The organism is Micromonospora terminaliae, from assembly GCF_009671205.1.
Taxonomy (GTDB): Bacteria; Actinomycetota; Actinomycetes; order Mycobacteriales; family Micromonosporaceae; genus Micromonospora; species Micromonospora terminaliae.
In genome coordinates this window covers 1,523,211-1,546,350 of the sequence record NZ_CP045309.1, presented here as the reverse complement: position 1 = coordinate 1,546,350, position 23,140 = coordinate 1,523,211, and the positions used below count along the sequence as shown (strand labels likewise).

General features: G+C 73.5%; 22 protein-coding genes and 1 pseudogene. 12 read left to right on the top strand and 11 right to left on the bottom strand.

Translation table 11 applies throughout. From position 1 onward, the window contains the following. Positions 1-102: 102 nt before the first annotated feature. Positions 103-1,620 (bottom strand): depupylase/deamidase Dop, encoded by a 1,518-nt coding sequence (gene dop, locus GCE86_RS06985; protein ID WP_154226170.1) that lies wholly within the window; start codon positions 1,618-1,620, stop codon positions 103-105. A gap of 180 nt (positions 1,621-1,800) precedes the next feature. Next, a complete protein-coding gene (gene arc / locus GCE86_RS06980; protein WP_154226169.1) occupies positions 1,801-3,582 on the bottom strand; it encodes a proteasome ATPase in 1,782 nt (593 codons plus the stop codon). 177 nt (positions 3,583-3,759) lie between these two features. Between arc and GCE86_RS06975 the strand changes: the two genes are divergently transcribed. Beyond that, positions 3,760-4,053, top strand: coding sequence for a ferredoxin (locus tag GCE86_RS06975; RefSeq protein WP_154226168.1), 294 nt, complete (start codon positions 3,760-3,762; stop codon positions 4,051-4,053). A 54-nt stretch (positions 4,054-4,107) separates the two neighbouring features. Here GCE86_RS06975 and GCE86_RS06970 read toward each other — a convergent pair whose 3' ends face one another. The 3 genes from GCE86_RS06970 to GCE86_RS06960 all read right to left on the bottom strand — a co-directional run bounded on the left by GCE86_RS06970 (position 4,108) and on the right by GCE86_RS06960 (position 6,856). Continuing rightward, positions 4,108-4,680, bottom strand: coding sequence for a hypothetical protein (locus tag GCE86_RS06970; protein WP_154226167.1), 573 nt, complete (start codon positions 4,678-4,680; stop codon positions 4,108-4,110). A 164-nt stretch (positions 4,681-4,844) separates the two neighbouring features. Further along, positions 4,845-5,801 (bottom strand): tRNA (adenine-N1)-methyltransferase, encoded by a 957-nt coding sequence (locus tag GCE86_RS06965; RefSeq protein WP_154226166.1) that lies wholly within the window; start codon positions 5,799-5,801, stop codon positions 4,845-4,847. After that, positions 5,798-6,856, bottom strand: a complete 1,059-nt coding sequence (locus tag GCE86_RS06960) for a M50 family metallopeptidase (RefSeq protein ID WP_239543016.1) — start codon at positions 6,854-6,856, stop codon at positions 5,798-5,800. Before GCE86_RS06960 ends, GCE86_RS06965 begins: the two co-directional genes overlap by 4 nt. 202 nt (positions 6,857-7,058) lie before the next feature. Here GCE86_RS06960 and GCE86_RS06955 point away from each other — a divergent pair, with 202 nt between their 5' ends. The 6 genes from GCE86_RS06955 (at position 7,059) to GCE86_RS06930 (ending at position 14,000) form a co-directional block, all read left to right on the top strand. After that, positions 7,059-7,967: a RecB family exonuclease gene (locus GCE86_RS06955; RefSeq protein ID WP_154226164.1), complete on the top strand. Its 909-nt coding sequence runs from the start codon at positions 7,059-7,061 to the stop codon at positions 7,965-7,967. Positions 7,968-8,044: 77 nt separating this feature from the next. Beyond that, positions 8,045-9,238 carry a sensor histidine kinase gene (locus GCE86_RS06950; RefSeq protein WP_154226163.1) on the top strand — a complete coding sequence of 398 codons (1,194 nt, stop codon included), beginning with the start codon at positions 8,045-8,047 and terminating at the stop codon, positions 9,236-9,238. Between the two features lie 28 nt (positions 9,239-9,266). Next, complete coding sequence (locus GCE86_RS06945; protein WP_154226162.1) at positions 9,267-9,950, top strand: response regulator; 684 nt, start codon at positions 9,267-9,269, stop codon at positions 9,948-9,950. A gap of 257 nt (positions 9,951-10,207) precedes the next feature. After that, positions 10,208-10,975, top strand: a complete 768-nt coding sequence (locus tag GCE86_RS06940; RefSeq protein WP_091265895.1) for an ABC transporter ATP-binding protein — start codon at positions 10,208-10,210, stop codon at positions 10,973-10,975. Next, a complete protein-coding gene (locus GCE86_RS06935) occupies positions 10,975-13,524 on the top strand; it encodes an ABC transporter permease (protein ID WP_154226161.1) in 2,550 nt (849 codons plus the stop codon). The genes GCE86_RS06940 and GCE86_RS06935 overlap by 1 nt, the downstream gene beginning before the upstream one ends. Before the next feature lie 101 nt (positions 13,525-13,625). Further along, positions 13,626-14,000, top strand: a complete 375-nt coding sequence (locus tag GCE86_RS06930) for a carboxymuconolactone decarboxylase family protein (protein WP_154226160.1) — start codon at positions 13,626-13,628, stop codon at positions 13,998-14,000. Positions 14,001-14,004: 4 nt separating this feature from the next. Here GCE86_RS06930 and GCE86_RS06925 read toward each other — a convergent pair whose 3' ends face one another. The 3 genes from GCE86_RS06925 to GCE86_RS06915 form a co-directional block, all read right to left on the bottom strand. Further along, the gene (locus GCE86_RS06925) at positions 14,005-14,652 is read right to left on the bottom strand and encodes an HAD family hydrolase (RefSeq protein WP_154226159.1); all 648 of its coding nucleotides are present in this window, start codon (positions 14,650-14,652) and stop codon (positions 14,005-14,007) included. 114 nt (positions 14,653-14,766) lie between these two features. Continuing rightward, entirely contained in the window at positions 14,767-15,516 is a 750-nt protein-coding gene (locus tag GCE86_RS06920) for a neutral zinc metallopeptidase (protein WP_244317215.1), read from the bottom strand. A gap of 160 nt (positions 15,517-15,676) precedes the next feature. After that, the gene (locus GCE86_RS06915; protein WP_154226158.1) at positions 15,677-15,886 is read right to left on the bottom strand and encodes a hypothetical protein; all 210 of its coding nucleotides are present in this window, start codon (positions 15,884-15,886) and stop codon (positions 15,677-15,679) included. Between the two features lie 52 nt (positions 15,887-15,938). On the opposite strand from GCE86_RS06915, the gene GCE86_RS06910 reads away from it, so the two are divergent. The 3 genes from GCE86_RS06910 (at position 15,939) to GCE86_RS06900 (ending at position 18,477) form a co-directional block, all read left to right on the top strand. Further along, positions 15,939-16,754 (top strand): class I SAM-dependent methyltransferase, encoded by an 816-nt coding sequence (locus GCE86_RS06910; RefSeq protein WP_154226157.1) that lies wholly within the window; start codon positions 15,939-15,941, stop codon positions 16,752-16,754. Positions 16,755-16,842: 88 nt separating this feature from the next. Next, positions 16,843-17,244, top strand: a complete 402-nt coding sequence (locus GCE86_RS06905) for a YciI family protein (RefSeq protein ID WP_154226156.1) — start codon at positions 16,843-16,845, stop codon at positions 17,242-17,244. Positions 17,245-17,247: 3 nt separating this feature from the next. Continuing rightward, complete coding sequence (locus GCE86_RS06900; protein ID WP_154226155.1) at positions 17,248-18,477, top strand: RNA polymerase sigma factor; 1,230 nt, start codon at positions 17,248-17,250, stop codon at positions 18,475-18,477. Between the two features lie 82 nt (positions 18,478-18,559). Here the strand turns inward: GCE86_RS06900 and GCE86_RS06895 are convergent, their stop codons facing one another. Together GCE86_RS06895 and GCE86_RS06890 are read right to left on the bottom strand one after the other, a co-directional pair. Continuing rightward, the gene (locus tag GCE86_RS06895; protein ID WP_154226154.1) at positions 18,560-18,739 is read right to left on the bottom strand and encodes a hypothetical protein; all 180 of its coding nucleotides are present in this window, start codon (positions 18,737-18,739) and stop codon (positions 18,560-18,562) included. A 190-nt stretch (positions 18,740-18,929) separates the two neighbouring features. Beyond that, a complete protein-coding gene (locus tag GCE86_RS06890) occupies positions 18,930-20,759 on the bottom strand; it encodes a glycoside hydrolase family 15 protein (protein ID WP_154226153.1) in 1,830 nt (609 codons plus the stop codon). A gap of 213 nt (positions 20,760-20,972) precedes the next feature. Between GCE86_RS06890 and GCE86_RS06885 the strand changes: the two genes are divergently transcribed. Both GCE86_RS06885 and GCE86_RS06880 read left to right on the top strand, forming a co-directional pair. Next, the gene (locus tag GCE86_RS06885) at positions 20,973-21,632 is read left to right on the top strand and encodes an HNH endonuclease family protein (RefSeq protein ID WP_154226152.1); all 660 of its coding nucleotides are present in this window, start codon (positions 20,973-20,975) and stop codon (positions 21,630-21,632) included. A gap of 123 nt (positions 21,633-21,755) precedes the next feature. Beyond that, the gene (locus GCE86_RS06880) at positions 21,756-22,364 is read left to right on the top strand and encodes a maleylpyruvate isomerase mycothiol-dependent enzyme family protein (protein WP_154226151.1); all 609 of its coding nucleotides are present in this window, start codon (positions 21,756-21,758) and stop codon (positions 22,362-22,364) included. On the opposite strand, the pseudogene GCE86_RS06875 reads toward GCE86_RS06880, so the two are convergent. Continuing rightward, a pseudogene (locus GCE86_RS06875) lies at positions 22,344-23,084 on the bottom strand (class I SAM-dependent methyltransferase); the annotation flags it as partial. The gene GCE86_RS06880 and the pseudogene GCE86_RS06875 sit on opposite strands and share 21 nt — an antisense overlap. Between the last annotated feature and the right edge of the window lie 56 nt (positions 23,085-23,140).

The window sequence follows — 23,140 nt, the reverse complement described above, 5'->3', positions numbered from 1 at the left end:
TGCCTCCTCCACGATCGCCTGCGATCAACTTACCTCGCGCCGACGACGAAAAGCCCGTCGCGCGCCGGGTTCCGGCACGGGACGGGCTTTCCGGCATGCGGCTCAGCCGCCGGTCAGCATCTCCAGCAGGTCCTTGGCGCTCTCGCAGCGGTCGAACAGCTGCCCCACGTGGGCGCGGGTGCCCCGCTCCGGCTCCATCATCGGCACCCGGACCAGCGACTCCCGGCCCACGTCGAAGATGACCGAGTCCCAGCTCGCGGCGACGACCTCGGAGGCGTACTGGGCGAGGCAGCGGCCGCGGAAGTAGGCCCGGGTGTCCTCCGGCGGCTCGGTCATGGCCGAGCGGGTCTGCTCGTCGGTCAGCAGGGTCTTCATCGAGCCCCGCTGCACCAGCCGGTGGTAGAGGCCCTTCTCGGGCCGCACGTCCGAGTACTGCAGGTCGACCAGCTGGAGCTTGTGTGAGCCCCAGCCGAGCTTCTCCCGCTCCCGGTAGCCCTCCAGCAGCCGCAGCTTGGCCACCCAGTCCAGCTCGTCGGCGCAGAGGAAGGCGTCGCGGCCGAGCCGGTCCAGCACGCTCTCCCAGCGGTCGAGCACGTCGGTGGTCTGCGCGTCGGCGTCGCTGCCGTAGCGGTCGTCCACGAAGGACCGGACCCGCTCCAGGTACGCCCACTGCACGTCCAGCGCGGTCAGCTTCCGGCCGTCGCGCAGCCGCATGAGGTGCTTGAGCCCCGGGTCGTGGCTGACCGCGCGCAGCTCGCTGACCGGGTCGGCGATGCCCAGGTCGGGGCCGAGCGCCTTCTCCTCGATCATGGTGAGGATCAGCGCCGTGGTGCCGACCTTCAGGTACGTGGAGATCTCGGACAGGTTGGCGTCGCCGATGATGACGTGCAGCCGGCGGTACTTGTCGGCGTCCGCGTGCGGCTCGTCGCGGGTGTTGATGATGGGCCGCTTCAGGGTGGTCTCCAGCCCCACCTCGACCTCGAAGAAGTCGGCGCGCTGGGAGATCTGGAAGCCGCTCTGGCCGCCGTCCTGGCCGATGCCGACCCGGCCGGCGCCGCAGACGATCTGCCGGGTGACGAAGAACGGCGTCAGGTACGCCACGATGTCGGCGAACGGGGTCTGCCGCCGCATCAGGTAGTTCTCGTGGGCGCCGTAGCTGGCGCCCTTGTTGTCGGTGTTGTTCTTGTAGAGGTGGATCGGGTGGGTGCCCGGGATGGTGGCGGCCCGCCTGGACGCCTCGGCCATCACCCGTTCACCGGCCTTGTCCCAGCGCACCACGTCGAGGGGGTTGGTCACCTCGGGCGTGGAGTATTCGGGGTGCGCGTGGTCGACGTAGAGCCGTGCGCCGTTGGTGAGTATGACGTTGGCCAGCCCGAGGTCCTCGTCGGCGAGCGCCTCGGCCGGGTCGTAGGCCGCCCCGGAGTAGGTGAAGCCGCGGGCGTCGCGCAGCGGCGACTCCTCCTCGTAGTCCCAGCGCGCCCGGCCGCCCCGGTTGAGTTCCGGTCGTGCCCCGTAGGCGTTGACCACCTGGGAGGAGGTGACCATCGGGTTGGCCCCGGCCTGGCCCGGCACGGAGATGCCGTACTCGACCTCGGTGCCCATGATCCGTCTAACGCTCATCGACCTGCCCGCTCCGCTCGCCCGTCCCGGTCCCCCGTCACGTCGAGCGTAGTCGCCGTCACGCGGGATGGTGGCGCGGCGGCCCGGGGGCGTCCGGTGTGGCGGCGCGCGGCGGCGCCGGGCGCGGACGCGCGGAGGCCCGCGGCGCGGTGCGCCACGGGCCTCCGTCGTGCCGTCGGACTACAGGTACTGGCCGGTGTTGCTGGCGGTCTCGATGGACCGGCCGGCCTCGGCGCCCTTGCCGCCGGAGACGAGCGTGCGGATGTAGACGATCCGCTCGCCCTTCTTGCCGGAGATGCGGGCCCAGTCGTCGGGGTTGGTGGTGTTGGGCAGGTCCTCGTTCTCGCGGAACTCGTCGACGCAGGCGTCGAGGAGGTGCTGGAGCCGGAGCCCCTTGCGCCCGGAGGTGAGGAACTCCTTGATGGCCATCTTCTTGCCCCGGTCGACGATGTTCTGGATCATCGCGCCGGAGTTGAAGTCCTTGAAGTAGAGGACTTCCTTGTCGCCGTTGGCGTAGGTGACCTCGAGGAAGCGGTTCTCCTCGGTCTCCGAGTACATCCGCAGGACGACCGCGTCGATCATCGCCGCCACGGTGGCCTGCGGGTCGCCGCCGTGCTCGGCCAGGTCGTCGGCGTGCAGGGGCAGCCCGGAGAGGATGTACTTGGAGAAGATGTCCTTGGCCGCCTCGGCGTCCGGCCGCTCGATCTTGATCTTCACGTCGAGCCGGCCGGGGCGCAGGATCGCCGGGTCGATCATGTCTTCCCGGTTGGAGGCGCCGATGACGATGACGTTCTCCAGGCCCTCCACGCCGTCGATCTCGCTGAGCAGCTGCGGGACGATGGTGTTCTCCACGTCCGAGGAGACACCGGAGCCGCGGGTGCGGAAGACCGAGTCCATCTCGTCGAAGAACACGATCACCGGCGTGCCCTCGCCGGCCTTCTCCCGCGCCCGCTGGAAGATCAGCCGGATGTGCCGCTCGGTCTCGCCGACGTACTTGTTGAGCAGCTCGGGGCCCTTGATGTTGAGGAAGAAGCTGGTGTGCTTCTCCTCGCCCCGCCGCTCGGCGATCTTCTTGGCCAGCGAGTTGGCCACCGCCTTGGCGATCAGCGTCTTGCCGCAGCCGGGCGGCCCGTAGAGCAGGATGCCCTTCGGCGGCCGGAGCTGGTGCTCGCGGAACAGGTCGGCGTGCAGGAACGGCAGCTCGACCGCGTCGCGGATCTGCTCGATCTGCGAGTGGAGACCACCGATGTCGGAGTAGTCGACGTCGGGCACCTCCTCCAGGACGAGCTCCTCGACCTCGCTCTTCGGGATCCGCTCGTACGCGTACGCCGAGCGGGGCTCGATCATGAGCGAGTCGCCGGCCCGGATCGCGGTGCCGATCAGGGTCTCCGCGAGGTGCACGATGCGCTCCTCGTCGGAGTGCGAGACCACGAGCGCCCGGTCACCCGGAGCGCCGTCGGGCCCGGCGAGCACCTCCTTGAGCATCACGACCTCGCCGACCCGCTCGTAGCCGAACGCGTCGACGATGTTGAGGGCGTCGTTGAGCAGGACCTCCTGGCCCCGGCGCAGCTCGTCGACCTCGAGTGAGGGCGAGACGGCCACCCGGAGCTTGCGCCCGCCGGTGAACACGTCCACCGTGCCGTCGTCGTGCTTCGCCAGGAAGACGCCGTAGCCGCTCGGCGGCTGGGCGAGGCGGTCGATCTCCTCCTTGAGCGTCACGATCTGCGCGCGAGCCTCCTTGAGGGTGCTCACGAGCCGTTCGTTGTTCTCGGTCAGCCGCGCCAACTGCGCCTGGGTGGCCGCCAGCCGCTCCTCGAGCTGCCGGACGTGTCGGGGGCTTTCGGTCAACTTGCGCCGCACCAGAGCGAGTTCCTCTTGAAGGAACGCGACCTGCGTGGAGAGATCGTGGGCCTCCTTCTCCCACCGTGCGGCGCGCGAGTCCGCGTCGTCGCTGCGTGCCACGTCCCACCTCCCCGGGGGGCTTGAACGTTCTGAGCTAACACTAGCCGCTATGAGCCCGATTCGGTCCTCCGCAACGCGCTCGTCACCGAAGCTTGATCGCCAAGGGCTGGTCGTCGGGCGGGTACGGGCGTTCGGGTACCGTCGGAGCGTGGGACGGGAGAACATGGGGGGTGCTTCGTGACCGACGTCGCGACGGACCAGCTGCAGGTCTGGGTGGATCAGGACCTGTGCACGGGTGACGGGCTGTGCGTGCAGTACGCGCCGGAGGTCTTCGAGTTCGACGTCGACGGCCTGGCGTACGTCAAGGGGCCCGACGGCGAGCTGCGGCAGGCGCCGGGCGCCCGGGTCGACGTGCCGGAGCACCTGCGCCTCGAGGTGATCGACTCGGCGAAGGAGTGCCCGGGCGAGTGCATACACGTGGTGCGCGCCTCCGACGGCACGGAGGTGGCCGGCCCGGAGGCCGAGGACTGACGGACGGATCGCCGCGGGCCGGGGACCGGATGGTCCCCGGCCCGTGGCGTCTCGTCAGAGCATCGGGCGGCCGACGACCGAGGCGACCAGCCGGGCGAACTCCTCCAGCCGGGCGATCTGCCCGGCGCCGCCGTCGTCGAGGGTCTTGCCGAAGCGCAGGGCGTCGTGCCGGGGCGCGCCGACCACCTCGTCGCTGGGCGGCGCCTCGTCCAGCGAGCTGAGCAGCAGGTAGACGTCGATGCTGTCGACCCGGACCTCGCCGGTGTCGGAGCGGGTGAGCCGCCGGCGGCAGCCGACCTCGGTCACCGTGGAGACCGGCACCACCCGCAGCGAGGAGGTCATCGAGCCGGGCGGCCCCTCCCCCGGCGGGACGTCCTCGCCGTGCCAGAGCACGAGCCGGCTGCCGTCGCAGACGACGACCTCCTGCCACACCCCGTTGACCTCGTTGACGAAGCGTTCCAGCGTGAAGCCGAGCACGGAGGCGCCGCGCAGCACCCTGCCCAGGGCGTCCAGGGCGATGTCGGGGTCGCGCAGGTAGGCCCGGGCGGCCGACTCCAGGTCGGTGTAGGGCGACCAGTCGGGGAAGACGGCGGGCAGGTCGCCGTTGCCGTAGCCGGGCCTGCTCATGCCGCCGCCTCCCGGCCCGCGCGCCGCCGGTCCGGACCGCCGGGGCGGGCGCGGTCCGCGCCGCGTGCCCCGATCCGCTCGCTCATGCCACCGTCTCCACCCGCTCGGTGTCGTCCACGCCGGGACCCATGATCCGCCCGCTCATACCCGCCCGCGCCGCGGGGTCACGCCTGATCCGGCTCCTCGCCCTCGGCGGCCGTCCGCCGGGCCGCCTCGGCCGCGCGCAGCGCGTCCCGGCGCTGGGCGTACGCCTCGGCGCCCTTGCTGGGCTTGCGGCGCCGCGGCGGGGCGGTGACCCCGGGGGCGAGCTTGCGCGCGGAGACCAGGAAGGCGGTGTGCGCGATCATGCGGTGGTCGGGCCGCACCGCGAGCCCCTCGGCGTGCCAGTCCCGCACGAGGGACTCCCAGGCGCGGGGCTCGGTCCAGCCGCCCCGCTCGCGCAGCGCCTCGACCAGCTCGGACAGCTGCGGCGTGGTGGCCACGTAGCCGATCAGCACGCCGCCGGGGACGAGGGCGCGCTCGACCATGTCGAGCATCTCCCACGGGGTGAGCATGTCCAGGATGATCCGGTCGAAACCGGTCTCGGTGCACTCGGCGACGTCACCGACGTGCAGCCGCCAGGCGGGGTGCGGGCCGTTGAAGAACGCCTCGACGTTGCGCCGGGCGATCTGGGCGAAGTCGTCGCGTACCTCGAAGGAGTGCAGCTCGCCGTCGGTGCCCACGGCCCGCAGCAGCGAGCAGGACAGCGCGCCGGAGCCGGCGCCGGCCTCCAGGACCTTCGCGCCGGGGAAGATGTCGCCCATGGCGACGATCTGCGCCGAGTCCTTCGGATAGATCACCTGGGCGCCGCGCGGCATGGAGAGCACGTAGTCGGACAGCAGCGGCCGCAGGGCCAGGAAGGCGGTGCCGCCGCCGGCGGTGGTGACCACGCTGCCGTCGGGCAGGCCGATGAGCGTGTCGTGCTTGAGGATCCCCCGGTGGGTGTGGAACTCCTTGCCGGGCTCCAGCGTCACGGTGTGCATCCGGCCCTTCGGGTCGGTCAGCTGGACCCGGTCGCCGGGGCGGAACGGCCCCCGGTGCACGGGGGGCAGCGCCGGGACGGTGGAGGTATCTGCGGTCACGTGTTCGTCTTCCGTTTGGGTTCGAGGAGCTGGGCGAGATCCGCGATGTGCAGCACGCCGACCACATCTTCGCCTGCCGTCACGACGTACTGCGCGCCCGGGTGGGTGCGCACCGTCTCCAGCACCCGCTCGCCGTCCGCGCCGACCGGCAGGGCGGGCACCCGGTCCAGGCCGCGGGCCACCTCGTCCACCGCGAGCCACGGCCGCCGTTCCGGGGGTACGGCGGCGACGCGCGCCGGGTCGACCAGGGCGACCGGGCGGCCGGCGGAGTCGACCACGGCGAGCGCGGCGTCCGGTGTGCCCCCGTCGGCGCGGCGGCGCTGCGCCTCCGCCAGCGGGGTGCCCGTGGGCACCGGCAGCAGCGGGCGGGCCAGCCGCGCCAGGTCGACCAGCGGCAGGCGGCGGCCGATCCGGGCCATCCGGATGGACTGCCCGGCGCCCCGCCACAGGGTCACGGCGACCAGCAGCATCAGCGGCAGGGCGAGCGGGGCGAGCGCCCGGCGCAGGGTGAGCACCACGACCAGGACGACGGTGGCGACCGCCACGGCCCGGCCGATCCAGCCGGCCACCTCGGTGCCCCGGTGCCGGTCCCGGGTGACCGCCCAGACCGCGGCGCGCAGCGCCCGGCCCCCGTCCAGGGGCAGCCCGGGCAGGCTGTTGAAGACGGCCACCACCACGTTGCTGACCGCGAGCTGGAAGGCGAGCTGGTGGGCGAGGGTGCCGGCGGGCAGGGCCAGGGTGGCGGCGACCGCCCCGGCGCCGAGCACCGCGGACACGGCCGGGCCGGCGAGGGAGACCAGCAGGTCGACCTTGGGGCTGGGGGCGTCCCGGTCCATCTCGGTGTAGCCGCCGAGCAGCTCCAGGGTGATCCCGCGCACACCGATGCCGTAGCGCCGGGCGGTCAGCGCGTGGCCCAGCTCGTGCAGCAGGACCGAGCCGAGCAGGGAGACGACGAAGCCCAGGCCGACCAGGTAGCCGCCGAGGTGGCCGAGGTCGAGCTGGCGGCGGGCCAGCGCGGCGTAGAGCACCGTGACGACCGCCGTGAGCAGCAGCATCGAGGCGTCGGCGCGCAGCGGCACCCCGAAGACCCGGCCGAGCGTCAGCCCGGGCCGGCGCGACGGTCGGGTGCGCTGCTTCACCGGCCCGATGCTACGTGAGCGGGTCTGCGAGCCCGCAGTGGCGAACGCAGGAGGGCGCCGATCATGCACCGGTGCGGCGACGGCGGCCCTGTCACACCGGTGCCCTAACCTTCCGGGCATGACGGCGGAACCGGTGATCGACACGCAGCCCGACCCGACGGCCACTCCGCCCACGGTGCGGGCGTCGCTGTCGCCGTCGCGTGCGGCCGATTTCAAGACCTGCCCGCTGCTCTACCGGTTCCGCAGCATCGACCGGCTGCCCGAGCGACCCACCGTCGAGCAGGTGCGGGGCACGCTGGTCCACGCCGTTCTGGAGCGCCTGTTCGACCTGCCGGCGGCGGCCCGCACCCCGGAGTCGGCCGGCGACCTGGTCGCCCCGCAGTGGGACCGGCTGGTCACCGAGCAGCCGGAGCTCGCGACGCTGTTCGCCGAGGGCGACGCGGCCGCGGTCGACGGCTTCCTCCGCTCGGCGGCGGGGCTGCTGGAGGGCTACTTCGCGGTGGAGGACCCGCGCCGGCTGGAGCCGGCCGAGCGGGAGGCGCTGATCTCCGCGGTGGTCGACGACGAGCTGCTCATCCGGGGCTACCTCGACCGTCTCGACGTGGCGCCCGACGGCGCGCTGCGGGTGGTCGACTACAAGACCGGCGGCGCCCCGAGGGAGGCGTTCGAAGCGCGGGCGCTGTTCCAGCTGAAGTTCTACGCGCTGGTGCTGTGGCGCACCCGCGGGGTGGTGCCGCGGGTGCTGCGGCTGCTCTACCTGCGCGACGCCGAGGTGTGCGACTACTCCCCCGACGCCGACGAGCTGCTGCGCTTCGAGCGCACGATCGTGGCGCTCTGGCAGGCCATCGAGCAGGCCACCGCCCGGCAGGATTTCCGGCCCCGGCCGAGCCGCCTCTGCGACTGGTGCAGCCACCAGGCGCTCTGCCCGAGCTTCGGCGGCACCCCGCCGCCGTTCCCGGTCGCCGGCCCGGCCGACCCGCTCACCGACGCGCGGTCCCGGCCGGCCGCGCCCGGCGCGGACGAGTGAGCATCCTCCCCACGGAGGAGACCGGGTTCGGCATCGGCGACGACCGGCCGGCGCCGGGCGGCGGCTAGCGTCGACGCATGACCAACCGGCTGCGCGCGTGGGCGCGGGACCGGCCGCTGGCCGTGGACGCCGCCACGGCCGTCGCGCTGGCGCTGGTGGACGCGGCGTTCCTGCTGCTGACACCGCGGGAGCTGCGGCCCGAGCAGCTCTGGGCGGCGCTGGGCTGGAGTGTGCTGTGCGCCGCCCCGGTGGCGATCCGGCGGGCCGCGCCGTGGCCGGCGGTGGGCGCGGCGGTGGCCACCCTCGCCGTGCCGGTGCTGTTCCACCACGCGCCCACCACGCAGGGGCTGGCCTTCGTCGTCCTCACCTACACCATGGCGGCGCACCGGCCGCTGCGCCAGGCCGGCCTCGCCGCGGTGCTGCTCTGGGTGCCGGTGGTGCTGGCGAACCTGGTCGCGCCCCTGGACGGCGTGCTCACCATGGGCCCCGGGGTGCTGGTGCTCAACAACCTGCTCACCGCGTCGGTGGCGTACGCGGTGGGCCGCGCCGTGCAGGCCCGCCGGCAGTCCACCCGGATGCTGCGGGAGCGCGCCCGCGTCGCCGAGGCCACGCAGCGGTCGCTGACCGAGCAGGCGGTGGCCGACGAGCGGCGCCGGATCGCCCGGGAGCTGCACGACGTGGTGGCCCACCACGTCAGCGTGATGGGCGTCCTGGCCACCGGGGCGCGCCGGGTGCTGCGCCGGGACCCGGACGCCGCCGACGAGGCGATGGCCACCGTCGAGGAGACCGGCCGGGCCACCCTGCGGGAGCTGCGCCGGCTGCTCGACGTGCTGCGTACCGACGCCGAACCGGCCGCCGAGCTGACCCCGCAGCCGGGGCTGACCGGCATCGAGGCCCTGGTCGAGCAGGTCCGCGAGGCCGGGCTACCGGTCACGCTGCGGGTCGACGGCACGCCCGGGCCGATGGAGGACGGGGTGGCGCTCACCGTCTACCGGATCGTGCAGGAGGCGCTGACCAACGCGCTCAAGCACGCCGGCCGGGCCACGGCGCTGGTGCGGCTCACCCTCGCCGACGGCTTCCTGGCCGTGGAGGTCACCGACACCGGGCGCGGCCCGGCGCCGGCGGCCGACCGGATCGGTCACGGGCTGGTCGGCATGCGGGAACGGGTCGCCCTCTACGGTGGGATCCTGCGGACCGGCCCGCGCCCGGGCGGCGGCTTCCGGGTGTACGCGCGGATCCCGCTGGAGCCCGCCGGGGCGGTCCCGGCGTGACCGGCACCCGGCCGAACGAGGGAGACCGATGACCGACAGCACCGCCGGCCGACCGGTGCGGATCCTGCTGGCCGACGACCAGCCGCTGCTGCGTACCGGCTTCCGGATGGTGCTGGGCACCGAGGACGACCTGGACATCGTGGCCGAAGCCGGCGACGGGGTGGAGGCGGTGGAGCTGTCCCGGCGGCTGCTGCCCGACGTGGTGCTCATGGACATCCGGATGCCGCGGATGGACGGGGTCGCGGCCACCCGGGCGATCGTGGACGCCCGGCTGCCCGTGCGGGTGCTCATCCTCACCACCTTCGACCTCGACGAGTACGTGGTCGGCGCGCTGCGCGCCGGCGCCAGCGGCTTCCTGGCCAAGGACGTTCCGGCCGAGGACCTGGTGACCGCGATCCGGACGGTGGCGGCCGGTGAGGCGGTGGTGGCCCCGCGGATCCTGCGCCGGCTGCTGGACCGCTTCGCCGACGTGCTGCCCGACCCGGCGGCCACCCCGCCGAAGGCCCTCGACGCGCTGACCGAACGGGAGCGGGAGGTGCTCGTGCAGGTGGCGCGCGGGTTGTCCAACGCCGAGATCGCCCGGGAACTGTCGGTGAGCGAGACCACCGTGAAGACCCACGTCGGGCACGTCCTGACCAAGCTGGGGCTGCGCGACCGGGTGCAGGCCGTGGTGCTGGCGTACGAGACGGGCCTGGTCCGCCCCGGCGGGTGAGGTGGCGCCGGTCACCTACCGTGACCATCGGCGGCGCGGCGGGGTTGACCATGACGCGACGTGAGGTCCTAGCGTCGGCGGCGCCGGCCGGTCAGGGATGACCCTGAGTCGGCCTCGGGGGCGACCCCAACGGAAAGTTCGGCGACGGTTCCGCCCGGGGGTGGACGGATCCGCGCCCGGCGGCGCCGAGGATGGATCTGCCGCACCGGCCAGCGGGGGCGGTTGCGGATAGCAGGCTGACGGAAGAGGTAGATGACGTGACCGCGACGGTAGGGCAGCAGGCGCAGGCCGCGGCCCGGGCCAGCGACGTGTGGAAGGTGTACGGCAGCGGCGAGGCGCAGGTCATCGCGCTGCGGGGGGTGAGCGCCGAGTTCGAGCGGGGCCGGTTCACCGCGATCATGGGCCCGTCCGGCTCGGGCAAGTCGACGCTCATGCACTGCCTGGCGGGCCTGGACTCGGTGACCCGGGGCACCGTCATGATCGGTGACACCACGGTGACCGGGCTGGGCGACGCCGGCCTGACGAAGCTGCGCCGCGACAAGGTGGGCTTCATCTTCCAGCAGTTCAACCTGCTTCCCACGCTCACCGCGCAGGAGAACATCCTGCTGCCGCTGTCCATCGCCGGCCGCAAGCCCGACCCGGCCTGGTACGACACCGTGATCGACACGGTCGGCCTGCGCGAGCGCCTCGGGCACCGCCCGGCGCAGCTCTCCGGCGGCCAGCAGCAGCGGGTGGCGTGCGCCCGCGCCCTCGTGGCCCGCCCCGAGGTGATCTTCGCCGACGAGCCGACCGGCAACCTGGACTCCCGCTCCGGCGCCGAGGTGCTCAACTTCCTGCGCAACTCGGTCCGGGAGCACGGCCAGACCATCGTCATGGTCACCCACGACCCGACGGCCGCCGCGTACGCCGACCGGGTGGTCTTCCTCGCCGACGGCCAGATCGTCTCCGAGCTGATCGAGCCGACCGCCGACACGGTGCTGGACACCATGAAGAAGCTCGACGCGCCGGCCGAGGTGGGCAACTGATGTTCCGGGCCACTCTGAAGAGCCTGCTGGCGCGGAAGGTGCGCCTGCTGCTGTCCGGCCTCGCGGTGGTGCTCGGCGTCATGTTCGTCTCCGGCGCGTTCGTGCTCACCGACACCCTCGGCCGTTCCTTCGACGCGGTCTTCGCCGACGCGTTCTCCGAGGTCGACGTCAACGTGGCCGCGAAGCCCAAGGTCGCCCTGTCCGAGGTCGAGGGCGAGCAGGTGGCCGCCCCGGTGCCCGCGTCGGTCGTCGACCGGGTCAAGGCGGTGCCGGGCGTGACCGACGTCCAAGGCGTGGTCAACGCCGACGGGGCCCGGCTCATCGGCAGCAACGGCAAGGTGGTCACCTCGTTCGGCCCGCCGCAGCTCGGCGAGAACTGGCTCGGCGAGGGCGACCTGCTCAAGCTGCGCGAGGGGCGCGCGCCGCGGGCCGACGACGAGATCGTGGTCAACGCGGCGCTCGCCGACGCGGCCAAGGTGAAGGTCGGCGACCGGGTGGGCGTACTGACCCTGGCGCCGAAGAAGGAGTTCACCCTGGTGGGCGTCTTCGGCTACAGCGGCGGCCGGGACTCGGTCGGCGGGGTCAACGAGGTGATGTTCACGACCCCGGTGGCCCAGCAGCTGATGCTCGGCAAGCCGGACGTGTTCTCCAACGTGACCGCGAAGGCCGCCGACGGCACCACGCCGGAGGCGCTGCGCGACGACGTGGCCCGCACCCTCGGCGCGGACTACGAGGTGAAGACCGGCAAGCAGCTCGCGGACGACGCGTCCGCCGGGCTGAAGGAGGGCCTGTCCTTCTTCAACAAGATCCTGCTCGGCTTCGCCGCGGTGGCGCTGCTCGTCGGCACCTTCCTGATCCTCAACACCTTCTCGATCATCGTGGCGCAGCGCACCCGCGAGCTGGCGCTCATGCGGGCCATCGGCGCGAGCGGGCGGCAGATCATCGGCTCGGTGGTGCTGGAGGCCGTGGCGGTCGGCCTGATCGCCTCGGTGCTCGGCCTCGCCGCCGGCATCGGGGTCGGCGCGCTGCTGGCGTACCTGTTCGGCAAGCTCGCCGGCGGGCTCACCCTGGCCGGCCTGGGCGTGCCCCCGGCGGCGGTCATCGGCGCCTTCGCCGTGGGCACGGTGATCACGGTGGTGGCGGCGCTGCTGCCCGCGCTGCGCGCCTCGCGCATCCCGCCGATCGCCGCCATGCAGGACGTCGCCACGCCGGACCGGCCGCTGACCAAGGTGACCATCGGCGGATCCGTGGTCACCGCGATCGGCGCGGGCCTGCTGTTCCTCGGGCTCGGCGGCCACGCCGGCGACAACACCCTGGCCACCATCCTGGGCGGCGTGCTGTTCGCGTTCATCGGCGTGGCGCTGCTCACCCCGCTGATCAGCCGGCCGGTCGTCGCCCTGCTGGGCACGCTGTTCGCCTGGTCGGTGCCCGGCAAGCTGGGCCGGCTGAACTCCGGCCGCAACCCTCGCCGCACGGCGATCACGGCCGCCGCGCTGATGGTCGGCATCGCGCTGGTGACCGGGGTGACGGTGATCCTCGACTCGGCCAAGGGCAGCATCAGCGCCCTGGCGGAGGACACCATCAAGGCCGAACTGGTGATCTCCGGCGCCCAGGCCGGCCCCCGCCCGCCGAGCTTCGACCCGGCGGTGCTGGAGAAGGCCGCCGCCATCCCGGGGGTGCGGCTGGTCGACGGCGAGTACGGCGACATGGCCACGCTGAACGGCCAGCGGACCTGGGTGGCCGCGTCCAGCAACGTGGCCGCGCTGGGGCAGATCTTCGGAGCGAAGGCGAACGCCGGTGACATCAGCCGGCTGAACCCGGACCAGATGCTGCTCAGCTCGGACACCGCGAAGTCCCGCAACCTGTCGGTCGGCTCGACGGTCACCGTGCAGCTGTCCCGGGGTGAGGCCCGCACCTACACGGTCAGCGGCGTCTACGAGAGCTCGCAGCTGACCAACCCGGTGGTGCTGCCGCCGCAGGCGGCCGCCGACTTCGCCATCCCGCAGCCCATCCAGGGCTTCGTGCAGCTCGCCCCGGGCACCTCGGTCGCCGCGGTGCAGCCGCAGATCGAACGGCTGCTCGCCGACAGCCCCGAGGTGTCGGTCGCGGACCGGGCCGCGTTCATCAAGCAGCAGACCAGCCAGCTGGACACCCCGCTGCGGATGATCCAGATCCTGCTGGCGCTGGCCATCGTGATCGCGGTGCTGGGCATCATCAACACCCTGGCCCTGTCGGTGCTGGAGCGGACCCGGGAGCTGGGCCTGCTGCGGGCCATCGGCCTGCGTCGGGCCCAGACCATGCGGATGATCACCGTGGAGGCGGTGGTGATCTCGATCTTCGGCGCGCTGCTGGGCGTCGTGGTCGGCACCGGCCTCGGCGCGGCCGTGGTCCGGGCCCTCAAGGACGAGGGCATCACCGACCTGGTCCTGCCCTGGAGCCAGATGGGGACCTTCCTGGTCCTGGCGGCGATCATCGGCGTGGTCGCCGCGGTGCTGCCCGCCATCCGCGCCGCGCGGATCAACGTGCTGGGCGCCATCGCCCACGACTGACGCACGCAGGACGGCCCCCGCCACGGGAGTGTGGCGGGGGCCGTTTCCGTTCCCGCCGGCACCGCGCCCGCTGCCACACTCGGGTTACGGGGGTGAGGGACGTGCCGGATGACGCCTACGCGCGGGCGCTGGAGAACGCCGAGCGGCTGCTCGGCCAGCCGCTCACCCTTCCGCTCGGCCCCGGCGAGCCGGCGGCCGGCGCGGACTTCCGCCGGCTGGCCACCGAGCACACCTTCGGCGACGTGTGGCCCCGCGAGGGCCTGGACCTGCGCTCCCGGTGCCTGGTGTCGGTGGCGATCGCCGCGGCGCTGGGCACTCACGAGCCGCTGCGCGGGCAGCTGCGGATCGCCCTGCACTCCGGGGTGACCCGGGAGGAGATCGTCGAGCTGTTCATCCACCTGGCCGCCTACGCGGGCGCCGCCCGCGCGTTCGACAGCTACCAGATCGCCGTGGCGGTGTTCGGCGAGGCCCGCTGACCGGTCAGGCGGGGCGTTCGCCGAGCAGGGCGGACAGCAGCTCCAGGTCCGCCGCGGTCAGGCTCTCCAGCTGGTGTACGCCGTCGACCGGCGCCAGCGGCACCTCGGCCGGTACGGCCAGCACGGCGGCACCGGCCGCGAGGGCGCTGGCCACCCCGGTCGGCGAGTCCTCGATGGCCACGCACCGCTCGATCGGCACACCGAGCAGCTGCGCCGCGGTCAGGTACGGCTCCGGGTGCGGCTTGGCCGCGCCCACCTCGTCGCCGCAGACCACCGCGTCGAAGCTGTCCCGGCCCAGCGTGTCGAGGGCGACCTCGACCAGCGGCCGGGTGCTGGAGGTGACCAGGGCGGTGGGGATGCCCGCGGCGCGGACCGCGCGCAGCAGGGCCAGCGCTCCCGGCCGCCAGCGCAGCCCGTCGCGGAACAGCTCCAGGATCCGGGCGTTGATCCAGTCGGCGCTGGCCTGCGGGTCCCGCTCCGGCTGGCCCAGGTCGTCGTGCACGATGCGCATGGAGACGGCCATGCTGGTGCCGATGATCGCCCGGCGTGCCGCCTCGGAGAGGGTGCCGCCGTAGACGGCCGCGAGCTCCTGCAACGCGACGTCCCAGAGCTTCTCGCTGTCGACCAGGGTGCCGTCCATGTCGAAGAGCACGGCGGCGGGGTGTCTGCTGCTCAGCGGGGGCCTCCCTCGGTGCGGGTACCCACCGATCCTCTCAGCCGCGCCCTGCCGGGCGGTCACCGTCCCCGGCGAGGGTGACCTGCGGCATCACCCGAGGTCGCAGGCGTCCAGGGACTTCTCGTAGCCGCGGAAGAACGATTCGCTGCGCTGCTCGGCCGTGCCGTGCGAGCCCTCGGCGAACCAGGGCTGGTCCGGGTCGTCGCCGACCGCCAGCAGCCCCTCCCGGAACTCGTCCAGGTCGCCCTCGGCCAGCGTCAGCGTCCCCGAGCGCACGTTGTCACCGATGTACGCCCCGGCCATGCAGTCCGCCTGCAGCTCCTGCTGGATGGTGAAGTTGTAGCGGATGCCGAGGCGGACCTGGACGCCGTGGGCGTACTCGTGGCCGAGCAGGTAGAACAGGAAGGCGTCGCCGACCTGGCGGAAGGCCGCCACCGACCAGTTCACGTCGTAGGCGATGAAGTCACCGGCCGAGCAGTAGACCGCGTTGTTGCGGGGCAGTCCCTGGCCGCCGCACGACACCTCGCCCGACCTCGTGTACGGCACGACCCGGCGGATGGGCTGGAACTGCTTGCCGGAGCCGCGGAACTGCGCCGTCCAGTACTGCTCGGCGATGCCGACGGCGTCGGAGAAGTCCTGCTTGAACTCGGCCACGCTGGTGGTGCCGTCGGCCCGGGTCGCGTCCGCCCCCGGGGAGGCCGGCCGGCCGCTCTGCCGGGGACGGGGCTGCTCCGGCTCGCCCTGGTCCAGCCCGCCGCCCATGCAGCCGGCCGCCACCACCAGCGCCACCAGCAGCCCGGCGAGCGGTCCTGGCCGCCGACGTACCGCCTTCTCCCCCACCGTTGCCTCCCGGCTGAGTCGCTGTCGTGGACGCAGTACCCCGGCGGTGCGCCGTTGATGCCCACCGGAGATCACGGGCGCGCGCCGGCCTTCGTTCAGCCGAGGGCGGTGAATGCGGGTCACCGGGCAGCCGCTGGACGCCGCGCCGCGCCGGACGGCGTCAGCCGGTGAAGCCGTGACCCCCGTTGTTCCAGCCGTCATGCTGCGCGTGCTCCCGCTCGGCCGCCCGCCGGTGCCGCTCCGCCCTGGCCGCCCGGACCGCCGCCGGGTCCTCCTCAGCGGCCCGCCGCCGGTCCCGCCAGGAGACGAACCCCACCATCACGGCCACGACCGCGGCCACCACCGCCAGTGTCACCAGCACCGTCGTCATGCCCGCCACGGTAGGACCGCCGCGCACCCCGGGCCACCGCTACGCTGCGGCGATGGTCGACACTGACTTCGACGCCCACGAACGGTCCCGGTGGGCGGGCCGCGCCGAGGCGTACGCGCGCAGCTTCGGCCGGCTCTGCGCGTACCCGGCGGAGGCGCTGCTGGACGCGGCGGGCGTGCGGGCCGGACGGCGGGTGATCGACGTGGGCACCGGCCCGGGCACCGTCGCGGCACTGGCCCTGGGCCGGGGCGCCGAGGTGGTGGCGGTCGACGCGGAGCCGAGCATGCTCGACGCGGCCCGGCGGAACGCACCCGGCGCCGACGTCCGCGCCGCGGCGCTGCCGGACCTGCCGGTCCCGACCGGCGGATTCGACGCGGCCGTGGCGAACTTCGTGCTCAACCACGTCGGTGATCCGGCCGCCGGCGTGGCCGAGCTGCGCCGGGTGGTCCGCCCCGGCGGCCGCGTCGCGGTGACCGTCTGGCCCGTCCCGCACCCGCCGCTGCAGGGGCTCTGGGGTACGGCCCTCGCCGCCGCCGGCGTCGCGACGCCGGCCGACCTGCCCCGCCTCCCGCCCGAGCGGGACTTCCCCCGCACCGAGGCGGGTTTCGCCGGCCTGCTGGCCGCGGCCGGGCTCGCCGACGTCCGGTGCGTGACGCTGACCTGGGCGCACCGCGCCGACCCGGAGGACTGGTGGGCCGGCCCGGCGGCCGGCATCAGCGCCATCGGCCTGGTGCTGCAGCGGCAGCCGCCGGCCGTGCGCGAGCGCGTCCGCCGGGAGTACGACCGGCTCGCCGCCCCCTACCGGCAGCCCGACGGCAGCCTGGCACTGCCCACCGCCGCGCTGCTCGCCTCGGCCCGGGTCGGCTGACCGGCCCTAGGCTGTGTCCGGGGCGGCCGCGCGGCTCCGACGTACCGGGTGAGCGGCGCCGCGGGGCGCCGGCCGAGAGGAGACACCCGTGAAGTACCTGATCATGCTCTACGGCAGCCAGCGGGACTACGACGTCATGGCCGGGCGGCCCGGCGACCAGCCGCCGATGAGCCCGGAGCAGCTCGCCGCGATGCACGTCCACATGGAGGCGATCCACAAGGAGCTGGCCGAGACCGGGGAACTCGTCGACGCGCAGGGGTTGTCCGCGCCGGTGCACGCCCGCCGGGTCCGGCTGCGCGCCGGCGCGCCCGTGGTCACCGACGGCCCGTACGCGGAGACCCAGGAGGTGCTGGCCGGTTACACGATGGTCGAGTGCGCGAGCTTCGACCGGGCCACCGAGATCGCCGCCCGGTTCGTCAACCCCGACGCCGAGGGCGAGTACGTCGACGTGCGGCCGGTCGTGGACGGCATCGAGGAACTCCAGGGCTGACCGGTGCCCACCGGCAGCGTCGAGGACCTGCTGCGCCCCCTGGCGCCGCAGGTCCTCGGCGCGCTCGTCCGCCGGTACGGGCACTTCGACACCGCCGAGGACGCCACCCAGGAGGCGCTGCTCACGGCGGCGACCCGCTGGCCCGCCGACGGGCTGCCGGAGGACCCGAAGGCGTGGCTCATCACCGTGGCGTCCCGCCGGCTCACCGACCTGCTCCGGGCCGAGCAGGCCCGGCGCCGGCGGGAGGACGGCGTGGCCCGGGAGGCGGGCCGCTGGGTGGCGCCGCCCGCGGACAGCGTGCCGGACGACGCCGACGACAGCCTCGTCCTGCTGTTCCTGTGCTGCCACCCGTCGCTGCCGCCGGCCGGGCAGATCGCGCTGACCCTGCGCGCGGTCGGCGGGCTGAGCACCGCCGAGGTGGCCCGGGCGTTCCTGGTGCCGGAGGCGACCATGACCCGGCGGATCACCCGGGCCAAGCAGCGCATCCGGGACAGCGGGCTGCCGTTCGCCCCGCCGGCCGGCGCGGAGCGGGCCGCCCGGCTCGACGCGGTGCTGCACGTGCTCTACCTGATCTTCAACGAGGGGTACGCGAGCACCGCCGGTGAGCGGCTGCACCGGCCCGACCTGTGCGCCGAGGCCATCCGGCTGGCCCGGTTGCTGCACCGGCTCACCGACGACCCGGAGGTCGCCGGGCTGCTGGCGCTGATGCTGCTCACCGACGCGCGTACCCCGGCGCGGGCCGGTCCGGACGGGACGCTGGTGCCGATGGCCGAGCAGGACCGGCGGTGCTGGCGGGCCGGCCGGATCGCCGAGGGGACGGCGCTGGTCGCCGCGACGCTGCCCCGCGGCGCGGTCGGGCCGTACCAGCTCCAAGCGGCGATCGCCGCGCTGCACGACGAGGCGCCCAGCGTCGAGGCGACGGACTGGCCGCAGATCGTCGCGCTCTACGAGATGCTGCTGGCCCTGCACGACAACCCGGTGGTCCGGCTGAACCACGCCGTGGCGGTGGCCATGGCGGACGGCCCGCAGGCCGGCCTGGCGCTGCTCGACGCGCTGGGCGCCGACCGCCGGGTTGCCGACGACCACCGCCGCCACGCGGCCCGGGCCCACCTGCTGGAGCTGGCCGGGGAGCCCGATGCGGCCCGGGTCGCCTACCTGGCGGCGGCCCGCCGGTCGATGAACCTGGCCCAGCAGCGCTACCTGCACGCCCGGGCGGCCCGGCTCGCCGGTTGACCGGGCGGCGTCCCTTCACTGTTCGCACGGGTACGCGCGGATCCGGGCGCCCCGCGCGGGGCGCCTGCGGTGTGGCCTGACCTCAGTCCAGGCCGCGCATGATGTGCGGTTCGCCGTCGTCGTCGCCGAAGCAGCGGTGCAGCGTCTGCGCCCGGGCCCACAGGTCCAGGCTGCTCGGCGGGCCGACGGGCGGTGGACCGGCCGGCGGGTTCAGCACGGGGGCCGGGTCCGGCGGAACCTTCGAAGCGATGTCGTCGGTCATCTCCGCCCCTTTCGTCGTACCCCCATGCTCGTCCTCGGACGTCACAGCCGCATCTCCCGGGCTGCGCCGCCGTGGACGGTGGCCGCGGCCCGACTGCTGGTCGGGGGCGCTTACCCGCCCGGCACGGGCCGGTAACCCGCACTCCGGTCACCGTAGCGGTCGGGACCTCGTCGCACAGCGGGTTTCCCGGTCAGCCGGCGGCGTCGAGGAGCCGATCGAGGTTCGCCGCGGTGCTGATGAGGGAGAGGTGGCTGAACGCCTGCGGGAAGTTGCCGGCCTGCTCCCCGGCCGGGGTGATCTCCTCGGCGTAGAGGCCGAGCTGGCTGCTGTAGGTGAGCATCTTCTCGAAGGTCAGCTGCGCGTCGTCGAGCCGGCCGGCCTCCGCGAGGGCCTGGACGTACCAGAAGGTGCACATGGTGAACGTGCTCTCCTCGCCGGCGAGGCCGTCCGCCGTGGCGCCCGGGTCGTACCGGTAGACGAGGCTGTCGGAGACCAGCTCGCCGTCGATGGCCCGCAGCGTCGACTGCCACATCGGATCGGTGGGCGCCACGAAGCCGAGCGAGGGCATGGCGAGCAGCGACGCGTCGAGCGTGTCCGTGGCGTAGTGCTGCACGAAGGCCCGGCGTCCGGGGTGGTAGCCGGAGGCCATGATCTGCTCGTAGATCTGGTTTCTGGTCTCCGTCCACCGGACGATGTCGCCGGGCCGGCCGTGCCGGTGGGCCAGCCGGACGGCACGGTCGAGGGCCACCCAGGACATCAGGCGCCCGTAGGTGAAGTCGCGACGGCCGGCGCGCGTCTCCCAGATCCCGTCCTCGGGCTGGTCCCAGTGCGCGCAGAGCCAGTCCATCAGCCCGGCAAGATCCCGCCAGCCCGCGTGGGAGCCCTCCAGGCCGTGGTCGTACGCAAGGTGCAGCGAATTGAGCATCTCGCCGTAGATGTCGAGCTGCAGTTGATTCGCCGCGCCGTTGCCGATGCGCACCGGCGCGGAGCCCCGGTAGCCCTCGAGGTGGTCCAGCACCTCCTCGGCTATGTCCGGTGAGCCGTCCACCCGATACATGATCTGCAGCGGCACGCCGCCGGACCGGGCGTCCCGCATCCGGTCCTCCACCCACTGCAGGTAGTTCCAGGCCTCCTCGGTGAAACCCAGGCTCAGCAGGGCGTGCACCGAGAAGGACGCGTCCCGGATCCAGGTGTAGCGGTAGTCCCAGTTGCGTTGGCCGCCCACCCGCTCCGGCAGCCCCGCGGTGGGGGCGGCGATCAGCGCGCCGGTCGGCGCGTACGTCATGAGCTTGAGCGTCATGGCCGACCGCTCGACCATCTCCCGCCAGCGTCCGCGATAGCAGGAGCGACCGAGCCAGCGCCGCCAGAAGTCGCGGGTCTGTTCCAGCAACTCACGCGTCTCCTCGGGGGAATAGGGACGGGGCGGCTGCGGGGAATCGGTCTCCACGACCACGCCGCCGGCCTCGCCCTCCCGCAGGGTGACGACGACGCAGACGCCGCCGTCGGTCTCGCGACGCTCGGCCATCCCGGTGAGCCGGTCGGCGTAGCGGACCACGTTCAACGTGAGGGAGAGCCCGGCGCTGCGGAAGATCATGCCGTCCGGGTGCCTCTCCAGCTCGTGCCGGTCCCGCCCGTAGTTGAACCCGGGCCGGCAGTCCACCCGGAACCGCATGGTGCCGCGCACGACCCGCAGCATCCGGACCAGACGGTGCTGACTGGTGGCCCGGTCACCCGCGACCGGCATGAAGTCCACCAGCTCGCCGACTCCGTCGGTGCTGAGAAAGCGGGTGATGAGGATCGGTGTCCCGGGGAGGTAGAGCTGCTTGCTGGTGTAGTCGACACCGTCCGGCGTGACCTGGAAGAAGCCGCCGCGATGCCGGTCCAGCAGGCTGCCGAAGACGCTCGGCGAGTCGAAGCGGGGCGCGCAGAACCAGTCCAGCATGCCGTCCTTCGTGACGAGAGCCGCCGTCTGCAGGTCACCGATCAGGCCGTGGTCCTCCACCGCGGGGTACGAGTCCACCGGACCTCCCACCTCGTCGCACCGCTGCCTCCCGCGTCTACCCCGGTCCCGCCGCCACACACCTGAGGGACCGCCTGTCGCCCGGTCCGGCGTTCGTCGGGGCGTTCGTCCGGTTCCGGTCATCCACTGTTCACAGAACTTGATCTAGACCATTACTTCCAGCTCTGTCTATATGGGTGCCAACACCTGGCAATCCCATCCGGATGGAGTCCCATGACCCGCACCCTGCGCGCCACGGCCATCAGCCTCGCCGCGATCCTGGCCGCCACCCTCGGCCTCACCCAGCCCGCCTCGGCCGCCGGCTACTCCGCATCCCTCACCACCGCCGTCGCCGGCCTGCCCGTCGCCACCGAGGTGCGCACCGGCTACAGCCGCGACCTCTTCCCACACTGGATCGACGCCGACGGCGACGGCTGCAACACCCGCAACGAGGTCCTCTACGCCGAGGCCACCACCAAGCCCACGATCAGCGGCACGTGCACCCTGTCCGGCGGCCGCTGGTACTCCTACTACGACAACGCCTACTGGACGCTCACCGGCGACCTCGACATCGACCACATGGTCCCGCTCGCCGAAGCGTGGGACTCCGGCGCCCGCTCGTGGACCACCAGCCGCCGCCAGGCGTACGCCAACGACCTCGGTGACTCCCGTGCGCTGGCCGCGGTCACCGACAACGTCAACCAGGCCAAGGGCGACCAGGACCCCGCCACCTGGCTGCCGCCGTACGCCTCCGCCCGCTGCCGCTACGTCGGCGAGTGGGTCGCCGTGAAGGTGCGGTGGCGGCTCAGCGTGGACAGCGCGGAGAAGAGCGCCCTGACCAGCTGGGCGAACAACTGCCCCGCCGCCACCATCTCCGTCACGTACGCGTACTGACGCTCGGACCCTGGGGAGTTGCCGCATCGGCGGCTCTCCAGGATCCCCGCCCGCGAGATCGTCGTACCCGCCGGGCAGGGTGGTGGGGCCGGTGCGTGCCGGCCCGACGAACCTGGAGGCACCGTGGCGGTCACCGCCGACGATCTCGACGCGGCGCTGTCCAGCGTCGTCACCACCCTGCGACCGGCGACCGACCTGGACTGGTCCGCGCGGGCGGGCAGCGTGGAGTGGGACTGCTGGCACACCGCCGAGCACGTCGGCGACTGCCTCCTGTCGTTCGCCGCCCAGCTCGTGGCCCGGCCGGAGAAGCGGTACGTGCGCTTCATGGCGAGCGCCGACAAGGACGCGTCCGCCGCCGAGATACTGGAGTTCGCCGAGGCGGGCGGCCGGATCCTGGCCGCCACGCTCCGCACGTCCGGACCCGACGCGCGGGCCTACCACCCCAGCGGCCGAGCCGATCCCGAGGGCTTCGCCGCGATGGGGTGCGCGGAGACCCTGCTGCACGGCGACGACATCGCCCACGGCCTCGGCCTCGCCATCGACCCACCACGGGACACGTGCCGCCGGGTGCTCGCCCGGCTGTTCCCCGAAGCGGCCCGGGACCTGGCCGGGGTGGACCCGTGGGCGGCGCTGCGATGGTCCACCGGCCGGATCGAGCTGCCCGGCCGCCCCCGCCGGCACGAGTGGCGATGGCGCGGTGCCCCGCTCGGCTCAGGCGATGATCAGGCGTAGACCCAGCTCGGCCGCGTCGAGATCGACGAGATCGCGGTTGCGCTCCGCCCAGCGACCCGACGCCAGATCCTCCCGGAGGCGGTGCACCGCCCGCTGCTCGGCCGCCGGCCCCACCCGGGCCCAGACCGACACCCCACGACGCACGCTCTCGTCCAGGTACGCCTCCGGCCGCCGCCAGTACGCCTCGAAGAAGCCGTCCACACAGTCCCACGGCACGGGCACCGGCTCCACGCGGGCCCCGATCGCACCGGCCAGCTCGGTCAGCGACGGCCGGCCGGCAACGAGGTCCGCGACCTCGGGCAGGTAGTCGCGAGTCAGCCAGAACCGGTGACGCCAGCCGGCGTCGCTGGTGTCGTGCGTGAACACCACCACCCGGCGAGCGACACGCCGCATCTCGCGCAGACCCGCGATCGGGTCCCGCCAGTGATGGAGGGTGGCGAACCCCATCGCCGCGTCGAAGGACTGGTCCTCGAACGGGAGACTCTCCGCAGCTGCAGCCACGCACGGCGCCGCGCCTACGGGCCGCTGCGCACGCATGAGCGCCGACGGCTCCACCGCGGTGACGTCCCGGTCGGCGGGCTCGTACGAGCCGGTGCCCGCCCCGACGTTCACGACCGTCCGCGCATCGCCGAGCGCGGCCCAGAGCTGCTCGGCGATCCGCGGCTCGGTACGCCGCGTCACGGTGTAGGTGGCTCCGATGGTGTCGTACAACTGCGCGCCGGACATGTCGCCGTCTCCTGAGCCGTCGGACAGAACGTGATCTCTCGTCAGCCTAT